Here is a 15,330-nt window from a genome sequence, read left to right on the forward strand (position 1 = left end):
TGAACGTGAGTGTGGAGGATGTCGATGGTTAGACTGACCGGATCGGCACCATTGCAGAAATGGATCGCGGTGATCGCAATCCTCGCCGGGATCCTGATCGGCCTTGGGTTCTTCACCTTCTATTACGCGCACGGCGCGTCATATCTCTCCGATGACCCCACGGTCTGCACCAACTGCCATATCATGCGCGAGCATTTTGATTCCTGGCAGAAAGGGAGCCACCATGGAGTTGCCATCTGCAACGACTGTCACCTGCCACAGAGCTTCCCCGGCAAATATCTCATCAAAATGGAGAATGGCTGGAGCCACTCACAGAAATTCACCATGCAGAACTTCAACGAACCGATCCGCGTTCGCGAACACAATCGCGAGGTGGTCCAGCGTAACTGCCTTCGCTGCCACGCCCAACTGATCTCGGAATCGGTCGGCTCGTTCACCCACGCCGATGAACATCAGAACTGCGTTCGGTGCCACCGCGAGGTCGGCCACGGCGCAGCGCATTGAAAGGATAGATCATGGCTGAGAAGACCACTCCCTCCAACCGACGGGCACAACTGATCATCGTCGCCCTCGTCGTGCTGTTGGCCATCGCCACCTTCGCGATGATGATGCTGTATCAGAATATCTCGCAACGCAAAGATGAAGCTAAACAGGTTGTCTTTCAGGTTGCGGATATCAACGAAGAGACGATCGACCCCAAGGTCTGGGGACAGAATTTCCCTCGCCAGTTCGACACGTACAAGCGAACTGTCGATACCGCCCGAACCAAACATGGCGGCAGCGAAGCCTTTCAGAAACTCGATGATGACACACGCTGGCGTGAATTGTTTAACGGCTACGCATTTGGCGTCGACTATCGCGAAGAACGCGGCCATGCATTCATGCTGACCGACCAATTCGACACCGAACGGACCAAGCAGTTCCGTCAACCCGGCGCCTGCCTGCATTGCCATGCAGCCATTATTCCGGCTTACAAGCAGAAGGGGAAAGAAGCCGGCGTGCCGGATTCCGATACGCTCGCCCAGATCGCGAAGGGCTTCGAGGTCGTCTGTGCCATGCCCTGGGATAGTGCCAACAAATTGGTCGAACATCCGGTCGTCTGCGCTGATTGTCATGAGCCAAAATCAATGAATCTCCGCGTCACCCGCCCCGGATTCATCAATGGTATCCGGCGCCTCGCCGAAAGTGGAACCTCTATGCCCCACCTCCCCAGCCTCACCCGCTGGCAGAACGGCCCCAAAACCGAACCGTATGATCCCAATAAGGAAGCTACTCGCCAGGAGATGCGCTCCTACGTCTGCGGACAGTGCCACGTCGAGTATTATTTCAAAGGGAAAGAAAAACTCCTCACCTACCCCTGGCACGAAGGTGTGGCTGTGGAAAATATCGAATCATACTACGACTCTGTGAAACATGTCGATTGGACCCACGCTACTTCCGGCGCGCCAGTTCTTAAGGCCCAGCATCCTGAGTTTGAGATGTGGAGCCAGGGAATCCATGCCCGGAGCGGCGTCGCCTGTGCCGACTGCCACATGCCGTACTACCGCGAAGGCGCTATCAAGATATCCGATCACCATGTGCGGAGCCCGCTTTTGAATATCGCGCGCGCTTGCCAGAACTGCCACCGTTACCCTGAGTCGGAGATTCTTGCTCGGGCACAGCGTATTCAGGATAAGACCAAGGACGTGATGATCCGCGCCGAGGAAGCTGTGCTTGACCTGATTGCGGCCATTGACGCCGCCAGGACCGCCGGAGCCGACTCTGTCTCGCTCGCTCCCGCGCGCAATTTCCATCGCAAGGCACAGTTCCGGCTCGATTTTATCGCCGCCGAAAACTCGATGGGATTCCATGCCTCGCAGGAAGCGACCCGTATCCTCGCCGAAGCGATCGACTACGCCCGGCAAGGTTTCAGCGCACTCCCTGGCAAAGGCGGCTTAAGACGGGCTGAGAAGTAGGTCTTGGAGAGGTTGGGACAGGCACAATCGCATGCTTGGCCTGTCCTGTCCCTGTGGGCTTAATTCGTCAAACATGAATGACAGTGGCTGTGAATCATGTTTGCAGTCAAGGGTCCCGGCAAAGTAGCGCAATACACAGGCGTAATCGTATCGGGTGAATAAATCTTAACATGAATCGGGGGGCTTTCGTAGCTACCGACTCCCTATATCAAACCCGTCGCCCGCCGAATTGCATACGATGTCTCGCCATTGACCTTCGGTGCGGTTAAGGCAGATTGCCGTTCGTGCCGGAAGGCAGCACCCCAATCGAACTGCCATCGGCGGCTTCTTCGTGCCGTGATCTGTGCTTCTGCCACAGCTCAAAATGAGAATAAGTAACGCGATGAGTGCAACGAAAGTGCGTCTCGTGGTCATCCAAGATACTCTCGCAGCTGAGTCAGAACACTTGGTACAATGGTCATTTTGACAATCATCATGGCCCGACAAGTAGCGTGATGCTGACATCTACTTCCGCCTCTATTGGCCCCTCATCTATGAGTGTCGTGGCCGCGGTGGCAACACTCGTGGTTAGTTTCAGCCTATAAACATGATGTTCCGCCAGGGGAAAGAGCAAGTCACTCATCACATATGGCAGGGCATTCACGTCGCTATCAAATTTTGGCAATAGGAGTCTGGTCTGCGTTGCCGCAACTGATGCCAAAACGGTAGTATCAACAATACTTAGTTCCACAATACAGCGGGCTCGCGGAGTTAGGATCTGATTTGTGGGCAGTACGGTGCCGTCAACTACGAGTGTGAAAGGCATGCCGCTCGATCCACCTGCCAGTGCGAAGTCTACCGAACTTTCAGCTCCGGCCCCGCTACTTACATGGAACTGGCATCCTGACGAAGTTGACGTGGGTGGCGTAGCGGTGGCGCTGCTGCTCAAAAATGCCGCACCTCCTACACTTAGACTCGTGCTTCCACCGCTGGCGCCAAGATTGGAAGCGCTCTCAGCATCGGATGTGAATCGAAACCCGCCTGGACCTTTACACCAAATACCGATGTAGGATTGAACGGAGTCTCTGTATTCATCGAGATCGGTGGACAAGCTCCCGCTAAAGCTCGAATCTGCATTGTGGATACCCAAAGCTGGTACCCCAGAGTACACATAAATGAATGTTGAATCGTGCCCCGTCCAGAACGGCGTACAGGACACGCCCAACAACTCGTTACGCAAGGAGTCATTCCCGGTATACAACGCTGTGAAGGCGTAATAGCTCAGAATATCACGGTCAGTCACGGCCCTTTCATCCAAGGTCGTGTCGTTTGGGCTGGGAGCATCACACGGTGTCACCGATACCGTCGAATACGCCGGCGGAGTGTTGATATCCAAGTCAAACGGCGCGGTCGAGGATGTCAGCATCGTGTCACCTGTGAACCCGTCACCGTTCAGATCAAACCGCGAATGGTCTCTCGTCCACAGTGGACTCACAGCGCCACGGCTCGCCTCGTAGTAGAGAATCGAGTCAAGGATCATCTGCAGATCCTTTTCGTCAAACTTGTTGTTGCTCCCCATATTGCCACTTCCATCCGCAACATCAAGTAAGGTCAGACGGACGTCGGCGGAGGCCATTGAGTGATCTACCGACAACACCGCCTTGTACGCATCTATCCACTTGCCATTATAGCAGTTGATAATTGTGGCCTTAGTCTCATCGACCGAGAGCGATGGTGACAGCGCCCACAGCCACCCCGCCAATGCCGCCACCTGAGGCGCGGCGAACGACGTCCCCTCGTAGCTCCCCTGCCAGGCTACATCGGTTCCCGGACCGCAAACGCCATCCCCCATAAGACACGGAAGAGTCACGTTCTCGCCGATCATCCGAACATCCGCAGGACCGCTTGAGAAGCTTGACAGATTACCGCTCCAATCGGAAGAACCTACCGTGATCACATTGTGGAGTTTCGTCGCATACGTGCCCCCATTGACAATCGCCTGTGCAAACAGGGTTGTCAACGCGGTGCTGTCTGCGGGTGTCACCTCCGTCCCCTGTAGCATCTGAAACGGATTGTCAAACCGTGCGGTCAAGGTAAACGGTGAGTTATAGTCTGCGTTGGGTTGGGCCGGTGAGAACAATCCGCTGTTCCCCGATGACTGCGTGTGCAGGAAGTCGCCTTGTCTCAGGGCCACGAGAGAGCGCCAGTAGAATGCGTGCTCGATGCGCTGGCGCTTGGGGAAGCGAGTGAAGTCTCCGCTATAACCCCAACTGGTATTTAGAATGAATTTGCCGGAATAAGGCAGGCGGGAGGCAAGATCAGTCAGAATTGCCATCCAGGAGCCAAGCCCACCCATCCCATAGCAAGGGAGGCGAAGAAGGTTGGCCGTATCGGCAAATGCGCCGGTTGACCCGATATCGTCATAGCGAGCGCCGATCGTACCGGCGACAGCAAAGCCGTGGTTCCCTTCAACATTACCCAGACTATCGAATAGTGTGTCAGCCGTGGCGGAGCCGGCCACAAATGTCTGTGCCGGTATCTCCGGGTGAGCAACCAACCGTCCGAAATCATCTGCCACCATGATTGTCACCGGGGAATGAAGTGCGGCGACTCGTTCTCTCAGATTCCACGCCGCGGGGAATTTAGCCTCCTCAAGAGGAGTAATCCGGATATTGGCCGGGAAGCCGGGGGCCACATCACCGTCGTTGCCGGCGGTCGGATCAAAGCACGGATACGCCGACAGGAACCCACCGGATGCGACCAGCGTGGAACAAACAACCTCGGCCTGACCAACGGAGGTCAGAGCAGGCACCACCAACTCCGTGAACATCAAACCCGCCCGCATACAACTGATCTTGGCCCCAACATTATTCAGGGCTGTGTTGACTTCACCAACAGTTGCACCAGGATTGATGACTGCCTCGAGCCGTGTGGTGACAAAGTCCCCATCCCATTCATCCTCGGGTACGGCGAAAGGGCCGTGATTACTGGTTCCCGATAAGGCGGAGTCGGTATCTGCACCTTCCAGTAGAATGCCGATCGGCCCGTTATCTGGCGGCTTCTTCGTGCCCGGATCAGTGCTCTTGCTGCAACTGAAGGTGAGAAGGCTGAGTGTGGCTAAAAAGATGAAAAAGTATCTTGCTGGACGTTCTGAAATGCATGTCAAAAAAGACATAGGATTGTCACCTACACAAAAGTTAATTACTGATTCAGGACTCCGCTATCCGAAATGTGATTCCGAATTTGGGCTTTGTCCGCACTTAACAAGTGCGAGATCAGCTCCTCAGTGCGCGGGGAAAGAGCACATTGTTCTCTAAGTGAATATGCACGTGCAGCGACTGCTCAAGTGCTTCGAGGCCATGCCACAGAGCCCGCCAGGTGTTGCAGGCCTGAGCCGGTACCTCATAGTTGTCAGTCAACTCGCGCAGGTATCGGAGGGCTGTCCCAACTGAAGCGTGCTCATCTTCCATTACAGAAATCGGACCAGCAGTCGCAGCACCGCGACCGGCCAGTATCATCGGGAAAAGAATCTTCTCTTCCTTTCCCATGTGACTCTGCAATTCCGCCTTAACAGCGTCATACACAGCAACCAACTCAGACAATCGTTGGGGATCTTTGTCACCGTGCACTTCCAGTACTTTGGCGGCCATGCGCTCCAAACGCGGCAGTTCCTCGTCAAGCGGACGATGATACGTTTCAAGAATGTGGTTAATCAGTTCATTGAGTGGCGCCATGTCCCAGCGGTGCTCACCTCTTCAGTTGACACCAACTCCTGCGCGATCTCATCGATGATCCGGTTCACTTCTAGACGTTTCTCCGCACAGACTGCTTTGAGGGGCCGTCCACCACCACAACAGAAGTCGATGCCATACCGCGCAAATACGCGAGTAGCCAGCGGGTGTTCGGTGGCGAGAGCTGCTACTGTTGCTTCTGCGGAAATCGTCATTTCTTTTCCTTTATAGAATCCATACGGCGTTGCCGTTTGGTTCTCTGTGCTAATTGCTGATTTAGGACTCCGCTATCCGAAATGTTGCCTTGAAAAATGCCGCTTCTCTGGGAGTTTCGACGGCCGTACGATAATATAGACCTATTCTGTCCAAAGCACAAGCCCAAATACTGACGGTTTTTTCCTTGGTTTTTTGGAGAGATTGGATGTCTTGAAATGCAAGGAGTTATCTATGTCGTACTGTTCTTCGCATGTCGGTCGACTATAAGAGGAATTGCTGCGGAGTACATTACCAGCGGGAGAAGCGCTTGAATAAAGACGGTCGCCGCAGATCATGTCCGCGGCGACCGTGGGAACCAAAGAGAAAAGGAACTATGGGCACAGCGGCAGCAGTGGACGAGGCACTGTCGTCAGATAGGCGATCAGGAGCGAAAGATCAGACAGGTCTATAGCGCCTGTTGCGTTGACATTGGCCTCATCGTTACAGGGAAGTGACGGTCGTGGCGTGACCGTCAAATAGCTGATCAGCAGAGAGAGATCCGACAGGTCCGGAGTCTCCGATAGGCCCTTGTTCACGTTCCCAGTCGAACCAATGCAACAACCGGGAGGCAGTGATTGTCCTCCTGTGATGACAAACGCCAGGTCCAGCGACGTAATGAAAGAAGGAGGGGTCCGTATCTCAGTCCAATCACCGCCCGATGCCTGTCCCTGATACATGCGAATCGTACCGGTTGTCGAACCGGACATACCTCCGAGGGGACCACCAGGCGCTCCTACAAAATCTATCCGATAGGTTATGTCGAAAAAGCTCTCTACTTGCCAGTCGGTTGAAGGCAATTGCGTAAGCGTGGTGTGACCGGGACTCGGCATTCCGAAATTGGTGCCGCCGGTGATGCGCAAAAGGTCAAAATCCGGGTCACCGATGATCTGCCCCTGAAGCTGGAAGAAATCGGCGGGGAAAGACTGCACTGCGGCTCCTCCCCGTGGACCGGTATGCGTCTGGCATTGCAGGGGCATCAGAATATTCCGCGAAAAGCCGGACATCGCTCCCGTACCGGTCATCGGCATCTCGATGAAGATATCGAAGAACTGCATATGCCCACCAAGCGTGCCACCGGGTGCTTCAAGGGGAGACATCATATTGATCATGCGTGCCGGAAAGTCAATGGTTGAGCCGGGCGGGAGACCATCGAAAAAGGTCATCAGGTTGCCGTATCCATCGATAGGACACTGAGCCGGTAGTGTGCCAGTGAAGGTGCCATTATCCGGAGTGTAGCACGGCGTTCCAATGAGCGGCTCGCGATAGGCAGCGTCATCATTGAACTGCTGAAGAGAGCTTTTCCATCCCCAGCGCTTGCCCATCAGCGAATCGATGGGGTCAAGATTCGCTTTCACGACCAACCAATAAATCTCTCCGGCAGTCTGATCGAACCAATCGATGGAATCGACCAGAATGTCATACTGATACCATCGTTGGTGGTTGGGATGTGGAAAGTAGTTGTTGGGAGGATCATACCATCCCTGGGTCCTCAGATCCATCGGTGTTTTCACGTAGAGGTTGAAATCCTTTTCCCACAGTTTGGTGCCGGGATGGCTCCAGGGGAGAGATACTCCAGCAGGAACATCCGACCAAATGCTGACTGTGAACGACGGGATGTAAGCGGTATCGTCATTCAGCCAGGAACCCCAGAAGTGGATATCCTTGATCGGCCCGGTCTCAGTGCACATAAAATCATCGCCCATCTCGCGCGAAGAGGTCGCATAGACATCCCAGCCGTTTGAATCGGGTAGCTGAGGATAGTGCATCTTGAACGTATCGCCGGGATTCCAGAACGGTCCACCTTGCAGGAGATGAAGAGGAGAATCAGTTGTGGAACCGGACATGCCAGCGAAGGGTCCGGCTGGATTGCCCACGAAATCTATTCGGTAAGTGATGTCGAAGAAGCTGTTGACTGCCCAGTCACCTGTTGAAAGTCGGCTGAGCGTGGTTCGTCCCGGGCTTGGCAAACCGAAAAAGGTGCCGCCGGTGATTCGCAGGAGATCGAAGTCCGGATCTCCAACGATCTGGCCCTGTAATTGTGTGAGTTCAGTGAGGAATATCTGCGGCGACGTACCCGGCACTCGTGGCGCAGTATGGTACTGGCCGGCCATCGGGAAGACCATTGTGCGGAAATACGTGGGATAAGCACCAGTGCCGGACATAACAAAATTGGCGGTGGCGGTGAAATCTATCACTTCTCCGCCAAGCATACCACCGGGAGAGATACCCACCGTGGTCAGGTTCATGGAGATGATTTCGATCTTGATCTCTGAACCAATCGGCAAGCCGTCCTGAATGTGCGCCGTATCCTGATGGGTACGATACGGACAGGGGGCGGGAAGGATTATCGTTCCCGCAGCATCGCGAGCGGTGCAGGTTGCAGTTGTCAGCGCTGGTGCCGCGTAATTGTTCGACTCGAATGGGAGAGTCAATCCAGGCTGGATGGGTTTGGCCGGACTTTCGGTCGCGTAGCTGCTCACAGAAAGAGTGAGGGCGAACAGGAGCGCAATCGGAAGAGGTCGGACCAATGCAAGTCGATGTCGCATAGGACCTCCGTGTGTTGTTGAACAGCCCGGACTACCTTCGAAATACTGACAAACTCGTCTGCGTCGCGCTTGAAGCGTTCGGCGACATGATGTGACTGAGAAATGACGATACTGTGAAATCAGGGGAGTCGATGACTCCACCGGTATAGTATGGGGTGCTCCGGCGGGTGTCAAGCGAAAAAAAGGTTAAATTAGTCTACGACTCTAAAAGAAACGGTTAGCGCTGTATTCGATTGTCGCCTTGACAACGCCCACTTGCCATTTTCGAGTGACTTCTGAGTCGTACGGGTTTGGAGATGTGTTTCACTCCATCCTGAAAAGCGCGTCACTGCGCCTCTCCGCATATGCAGGATTTGTTTGCCTGTTCGAAGTAACAACTGATACGCCACCAAGCCGTCATGTCTCTCCAACTTATCACCGAACCTTGACAATTGTTATGATTGCATTACATTGAGTTATGGGAGAGATTTACACTCCAAATCAAAGTCCGAGATTTAGCAGTTCAAAATAGCTCGTAAGCAACATGATCTTATGACTGAACTCGAATGGCAAACTCGTAGAGATCGAATCAATACCAAACTGGGGGGATTGTCATCACCCTGGAAGGTCGTGCGATACCAAGAGGGGCTGGACACTGAGCGCCTGACCCACCATGCCGTCGAGGAGTTCCCTACAGCCAACGGTCCAGCCGACTACGCCCTGTTCGTGAATGGTCGACTTCTCGGCCTAATAGAGGCCAAGAAGGTCAGTGTGGGTCCGGAAAACGTCCTTGAACAGGCCAAGCGCTACTCCATGGGGGCGGAAGATTCGATTGGGGCCTGGGACGGCTACAAGGTCCCCTTTTTGATCTCCACCAACGGAGAGAAGATTCAATTCCTTGATGTCCGAGACTGGCGAAATCTGCCGCGAGAACTGTCCGCATTTCCTACTCCGCAGGCTCTGGAGGAACGTCTTGGTCGGCCCGCGGTGCCGCTGCAGGAATCACCAAACATCGAGATTGAGCGACTCAGGCCCTATCAGCGAGAAGCTATTGATGCAGTCGAATCGGCGATTGCCACCGGAAAGCGGAACATGTTGGTGGCGATGGCAACCGGCACTGGCAAGACCTTTCTGACCGTCTCCCAGATATATCGGCTCCTCCGATCTGGCGCATTCAAGCGCATTCTCTTCCTGGTTGATCGCCGGGCACTGGCCGCCCAAACGGTCCGAGAGTTCAACTCCTTTGACACCCCTCGTGGGAGCAAGTTCAACCAGGAGTACCAAGTTTTCAGTCAGAGGTTTCACCGTGAGGATTTTGACGAGGACGAGAAGTTTGACCCAGAGGCCCTGCCGAATTCATATCTGACTGACCCCAGACCGTCGCATACCTTTGTCTATGTCTCCACCATCCAGCGGATGACTATCAATCTCTTTGGCTGGCGGCCAGGGGATGCAGACGAGCGAGACAGAGAGGACGATGCTCAGAAGCTGTCGATTCCGATTCATGCTTTTGACTTGATCATCGCCGATGAATGTCACCGCGGTTACACCTCAGGAGAAACGGCTATCTGGCGCGATGTTATAGAGTATTTTGACGCAGTTCGAATTGGGTTGACCGCCACTCCGGCTCCTAATTCGTTGTCGCTGTTCAAGGAAATCGTCTATCGGTATACGACTACCCAAGCTATCGAGGACGGCTACTTGGTCGATTACGATGCGATCAAAGTCAGGTCCGAGGTTCTCATTCAAGGTGCATTCCTCAAGGAAGGCGAACACGTCGGTCTGGTCGACAGGGAGACGGGCGAAGAGAAATACGATGAGCTTGAGGAAGAGCGCCAATTCGGGGCTGAAGAGGTCGAGCACAAGATTACTTCACCGGACACGAATCAGAAGATCATCAAAGAAATAGCCCGCCATGCTTTTGAATTTGAAATCGAGCATGGGCGCTTTCCCAAGATCCTTATATTTGCCGTGAATGATATCCCTCATGTTTCGCACGCCGATCAGGTAGTGGCAATCTGCAAGGAAGTGTTCGGCCGGGGCGACAATTTCGTTCAGAAGATCACCGGCAGCCCGTCTGTCGACCGCCCCTTGCAGAAGATCCGCGAGTTCCGCAATCGCCCGTTACCTTCTGTGGTCGTGACAGTAGATATGCTAAGCACGGGCGTAGACATTCCTGCCCTTGAGTTTATCGTCTTCATGCGGCCGGTCAAGTCACGTATACTCTGGGTACAGATGCTCGGTCGCGGCACCCGCAAGTGCGAAGATATCAAGAAAGAGAAGTTCACGATCTTCGACTGCTTCGATGGCAGTTTAATAGAGTACTTCCGTAACGCCACGGATTTCCACATCGATCCTCCGGACAAGCCGGTCATACCACTGGCTGTGATTATCGAGAATATCTACCAGAACAAAGACCGCAGTTACAATACCAAGATTCTCGTCAAGCGCTTAAGGCGGATCGAACGAACCATGAGCGGCAACGCTCGGGATGAGTTCAAGAATTGGATTCCCGAGGGCGATATCGGCAAGTTGGCCGACCAGTTGCCGAACAAGATTGATCAGGATTTCACAGAGACGATGAAATTGCTGAGAAATCCTGAATTCCAGTTTCTGCTGCTCAATTACGAACGGGCCAAAGTGCAATTCTGGAAAGGATACGATGTCCAGGACGAAGTGACTTCCGAAGTACTGTTCCGCAAGGGGAGTGACTACCTGAAACCGGCAGATTACCTCGACCTGTTCACGCGCTTCGTGAAAGAAAACCCTGAGCATATCGAAGCGATAGGCATCCTGTTGGAGCGACCTAAAGACTGGAATACAAATGTTCTGAACGACCTTCGGACCAAATTGGGACAGAATGCCTTTAAGGAGGAGGATCTACGCAAGGCGCATCGCGTCGTCTACTCAAAGGCGTTGGCGGACATCATTTCCATGGTGAAGCATGCTGCCCGAGAGCAGGAACCGGTGTTGAATGCAGATGAACGGGTGGACCTTGCTCTTGCCAAACTACGAAGCGGACATGCCTTCTCCGAGGAGCAAGAAAAGTGGATCGATCGTATTCGACGGCATCTCATAGAGAGCCTTACAATCGACTTATCAGATTTGGATGATCAGGCAGTTTTTGAGAAAGCAGGCGGCAGCTACTCTGCTAAGAAGGCATTTGGCGACAAATTGCCTGAGCTCCTCAAAGAAATCAACAGCTTGATCGCGGCATAACGAATGGAAGTCTTGAATGGCTGATATTGTTAACAAACTTTGGAATTTTTGTCATACCCTTCGTAACGATGGCATCGACTACGGAGACTACATTGAGCAATTGACCTACCTGCTCTTTCTCAAAATGGCTCAGGAGCGCGAACGGGACCTTGCAGCCATCGAGTTTGTGGATGCTGGCAGCAAGAAGAGTCTTGTTGACTGTTCTTGGAGCACATTGGCGACGACGTCTGGTCCTGCACTCTCTGATCGGTTTGCACTAATCCTTCGCGCTCTGAGCCAACAGACCGGGTTGCTCGGAGATATTTTCACACAGTCGCAGAACCGCTTCAATAATCCGGTCAATCTGAATCGAATCATTTCAATGATTGACGAGGAACATTGGTCATCAATGGATGCTGATGTTAAGGGTCAAGCATTCGAAGGACTCCTCGAAAGGGCGGCTAATGAAGGGAAAAAAGGGGCTGGTCAATACTTCACTCCACGCGAACTCATCAAGTCTATTGTCCGAGTCATGAAACCGGATCCCCGCGGAAAGGCCGAATTCAAGATTTGTGACCCTGCCTGTGGAACTGGTGGCTTCTTGGTTTGTGCATGGGAGTGGCTCTGTTCAGAGGAGGTCTCGGGAGGAGTGTTTGAACGCAGCGAAAACAAACGGATTAAGACCAAGACCTACTTTGGGCAGGATCTGGTTCCTCGCCCGCGTCGACTGGCGCTCATGAATATGTTCCTCCATGGCGTCGAACCACACATTCATCTGGGCGATACAATCGCGGAGCCAGACCGGGGAGAGCGGTTCGACGTGATCCTGACCAACCCGCCGTTTGGCACCAAGGGTGCCGGGCAGGCCCCACAGCGCGAGGATTTCACTATTGAGACCAGCAACAAGCAGCTTAATTTCGTCCAACATGTATTAACCACACTCAAGCCGGGCGGCCGGGCCGCCATGGTTCTGCCGGACAACTGTCTGTTTGAAGAGAAGGCAGGCGAAGTAATCGAGATACTGATGCACGACTGCAATGTGCATACGGTCCTCCGTTTGCCGCGTGGCACCTTCACCCCTTACAGCCAAGGAGTAAAAGCGAATGTGATCTTTTTCCAAAAGGGGCTACCGACAGAGAATGTCTGGATATTCGATGCTCGTTCCAACGTGCCGGGCATTACCAAGAAAGATCGGCCACTTTCGGCGGCACATTTCGCGGAGTTTGAGAAATGCTATGGGAACGACCCAGATGGCAAGGGCAAGCGAAAGGACCTTGGTGAAGAGGGGCGCTTCCGCAAGTTCCATATTAGCGATGTCAAGAAGCGGGACTTCAAGCTGGATATCACTTGGCTGAAGGACAATTCGCTGGAAGACAGCGACGAATTGCCTGAACCACAGGACTTGGCTGCGGACGCAATTACCGAACTGGAAGCTGTAGTCGACGATCTGCGAGAGATAATCGCTTTGATCGAGCGCGAAGAGGCGGTGGAGAAGTGAGTGAATTGCCTTTGGGATGGACGACTGCCCTGCTCGTGGATTTAACGGCTCCAACCAGACCGCGTCGAAATCCGGCAGACTTCCCGCAGCTCACGTATATTGGGATGGAACACATTGAATCTGGAAGTCGCCGACTCTTGTCCACCATTCCAGCGTCAGAAATGAAGAGTTCGGCCTTTCACTTCCATCCGGGCGACGTACTCTATGGCAGGTTACGACCCTATTTGAACAAGGTGTTTTACGCCACATTTGAAGGGCTTTGCTCCAGTGAGTTCATTGTGCTGCCACAATCTGAAGCACACGATTCAAGATTCTTAGCAATGTACCTTAGCACCGATGGATTTGTGGAATTCGCGAATCAACTTAATAAGGGGGACCGGCCACGAGTCAGTTGGGATCAGATCAGTGACCACAACATCCCTTTGCCGCCAAGACATGAACAGGAAAGAATTGCCGACGGAATCGAAATACTATCTGATAGAATTGGGGAATGCCAGCAGCGATTGGAGCGAATTCCGATTCTCCTTAAGCGCTTCCGACAGTCGATCCTCGCCGCCGCCTGCTCCGGCAAGCTGACAGAGAATTGGAGGGCGACATGCAGTGCTGATGAATGGTCAGAGGAAACAGTCGGAACGACTACGAGAGAAATCCGTACGGGGCCTTTTGGTAGTGCACTGCACAAATCCGATTACATTACGGGCGGTATACCCGTGATCAATCCGATGCATCTCGTGGACGGGAGAATCATCTCGAGCAGCAATGTCACGATAGGAAAAGTAACGCTGCAACGGCTAAAGGAGTATTCACTTAGGCTCGGTGACATTGTAATTGCGCGACGAGGAGAAATGGGAAGATGTGCTGTTACCACCATAGTTGAATCCGGCTGGATATGCGGCACTGGTTCGGCAATTGTCCGATTTAAGTCCCAAGTGGTGCCGGAATTTGCTCAAATGCAAATTTCGTCGCCTGAATCGAGGGCGTACTTGATCGGTGAGTCAAATGGGACGACAATGGACAATCTGAATCAACGCATATTTGCAGCAATGCCCTTTCAAGTTCCTTCTGTCAAAGAACAGCATGAGATTATCAAACGAGTTGAACACTTGTTTGCCCTCGCTGACCAGATTGAGGCCCGCTACCAGAGGGCCAAAGCCCACGTCGATAAACTGACACCTGCAATCCTCGCCAAGGCATTTCGTGGCGAACTGGTCCCCCAGGACCCGAACGACGAACCCGCCGAGAAACTCCTCGAGCGCATCCGCGCCGCGAGAGGGGTCAAGCAGGAGTCCAAGGCAGCTTCTAAGGAGGGGAAGTCCGCAAGACCTAAACCTCGCAAGAAAATCGCCTTGACTAAAAAGTGAAATCAACAATTGACTTGATCGTTCATCTTTCCTTATACTTTTGGTAAGGGAGATTCCTCATGGGAAATTGGAGACTCGGTCGACTCGCCAAGACACATCGTTGGAAGCAGGTCATTGAACTGCTTGAAAATGCAGCGGATGTCTCTGATCTGGCTAATGCAACCTACCATGCAGCAGAAAATAGTCTTGCTGCAGTTCCAAATGACGAAGGTTTCACCCGGACTCTCACCACCATCTTTCAATTTGTCGATGCTTTTCACGCCAAGAATCCAGATGCGGATCTGCGCAGACAGGGCTTCGAAATCGGCGAAGGGTCAGTCTTTGACTACATTGCTGCCTTCAGGCAGAAAGCCCAAAGAGAAGTCGCCGATCTGCGGAGCCGCTCCGATGTAGCGGAAATAGCCCAGGACGCTTTTACTTCTGCGGTATTTGGGTCAACTTCGCCAGCCCTGCTTTCGCTGTTTGGTACTACCAAGACCGACGTGCGGCAAGCTCTCACCAATGACCTTCGGGGAAAACGCTTCGAACGGGTCATGCACGAATTCTTTGTCGGTTTCACCAATCGTTATCTGAGCTATCATTTGAGTCGCGAGCTTTCCAACCATGTTGGCATTGGAAAGGGAATGGCGAATGTCGATGCTCATTCCGAATTCGCCAAGGCATTCGAATTGCATGTGCGCCAGACGGTGCGAATTACCGACGATTTTGTGCCGGGGTGGTTCGGCAAAGCTCGTTGGGAGAAGCGACTGACTCACGAGGAAGTGGCTAAATTCTCACATATCGCATTCAAGAAGATTAGCGGCGAGTTCGGTCGAGGCGCCCAGTAAA

At 53.2% G+C, this 15,330-nt stretch carries 10 protein-coding genes; 6 read left to right on the forward strand and 4 right to left on the reverse strand.

Features of this window, described 5'->3' with window-relative positions; genetic code table 11:
* Positions 1-24: 24 nt before the first annotated feature.
* Positions 25-504 (forward strand): cytochrome c nitrite reductase small subunit, encoded by a 480-nt coding sequence (gene nrfH, locus IPH75_09285; protein MBK7142260.1) that lies wholly within the window; start codon positions 25-27, stop codon positions 502-504.
* Between the two features lie 11 nt (positions 505-515).
* Positions 516-1,955 carry an ammonia-forming cytochrome c nitrite reductase subunit c552 gene (locus IPH75_09290; protein MBK7142261.1) on the forward strand — a complete coding sequence of 480 codons (1,440 nt, stop codon included), beginning with the start codon at positions 516-518 and terminating at the stop codon, positions 1,953-1,955.
* 472 nt (positions 1,956-2,427) lie between these two features.
* Here the strand turns inward: IPH75_09290 and IPH75_09295 are convergent, their stop codons facing one another.
* From IPH75_09295 to IPH75_09310, 4 genes are all read right to left on the reverse strand, one after another.
* Positions 2,428-5,109 carry a S8 family serine peptidase gene (locus tag IPH75_09295; protein MBK7142262.1) on the reverse strand — a complete coding sequence of 894 codons (2,682 nt, stop codon included), beginning with the start codon at positions 5,107-5,109 and terminating at the stop codon, positions 2,428-2,430.
* Between the two features lie 100 nt (positions 5,110-5,209).
* Positions 5,210-5,668, reverse strand: a complete 459-nt coding sequence (locus tag IPH75_09300; protein ID MBK7142263.1) for a hemerythrin domain-containing protein — start codon at positions 5,666-5,668, stop codon at positions 5,210-5,212.
* A complete protein-coding gene (locus tag IPH75_09305) occupies positions 5,647-5,880 on the reverse strand; it encodes a DUF542 domain-containing protein (protein MBK7142264.1) in 234 nt (77 codons plus the stop codon). The genes IPH75_09300 and IPH75_09305 overlap by 22 nt, the downstream gene beginning before the upstream one ends.
* A 372-nt stretch (positions 5,881-6,252) precedes the next feature.
* Positions 6,253-8,466, reverse strand: coding sequence for a hypothetical protein (locus IPH75_09310; protein ID MBK7142265.1), 2,214 nt, complete (start codon positions 8,464-8,466; stop codon positions 6,253-6,255).
* A gap of 531 nt (positions 8,467-8,997) precedes the next feature.
* On the opposite strand from IPH75_09310, the gene IPH75_09315 reads away from it, so the two are divergent.
* The 4 genes from IPH75_09315 (at position 8,998) to IPH75_09330 (ending at position 15,329) form a co-directional block, all read left to right on the forward strand.
* Complete coding sequence (locus IPH75_09315; protein ID MBK7142266.1) at positions 8,998-11,664, forward strand: DEAD/DEAH box helicase family protein; 2,667 nt, start codon at positions 8,998-9,000, stop codon at positions 11,662-11,664.
* A 16-nt stretch (positions 11,665-11,680) separates the two neighbouring features.
* Positions 11,681-13,141, forward strand: a complete 1,461-nt coding sequence (locus IPH75_09320; GenBank protein ID MBK7142267.1) for an N-6 DNA methylase — start codon at positions 11,681-11,683, stop codon at positions 13,139-13,141.
* Between the two features lie 104 nt (positions 13,142-13,245).
* Positions 13,246-14,502, forward strand: a complete 1,257-nt coding sequence (locus IPH75_09325) for a restriction endonuclease subunit S (GenBank protein MBK7142268.1) — start codon at positions 13,246-13,248, stop codon at positions 14,500-14,502.
* 59 nt (positions 14,503-14,561) lie between these two features.
* Complete coding sequence (locus IPH75_09330; protein ID MBK7142269.1) at positions 14,562-15,329, forward strand: hypothetical protein; 768 nt, start codon at positions 14,562-14,564, stop codon at positions 15,327-15,329.
* Position 15,330 lies beyond the last annotated feature (1 nt).

The sequence above is a fragment of the bacterium genome, from assembly GCA_016708025.1.
GTDB lineage: Bacteria > Zixibacteria > MSB-5A5 > GN15 > FEB-12 > FEB-12.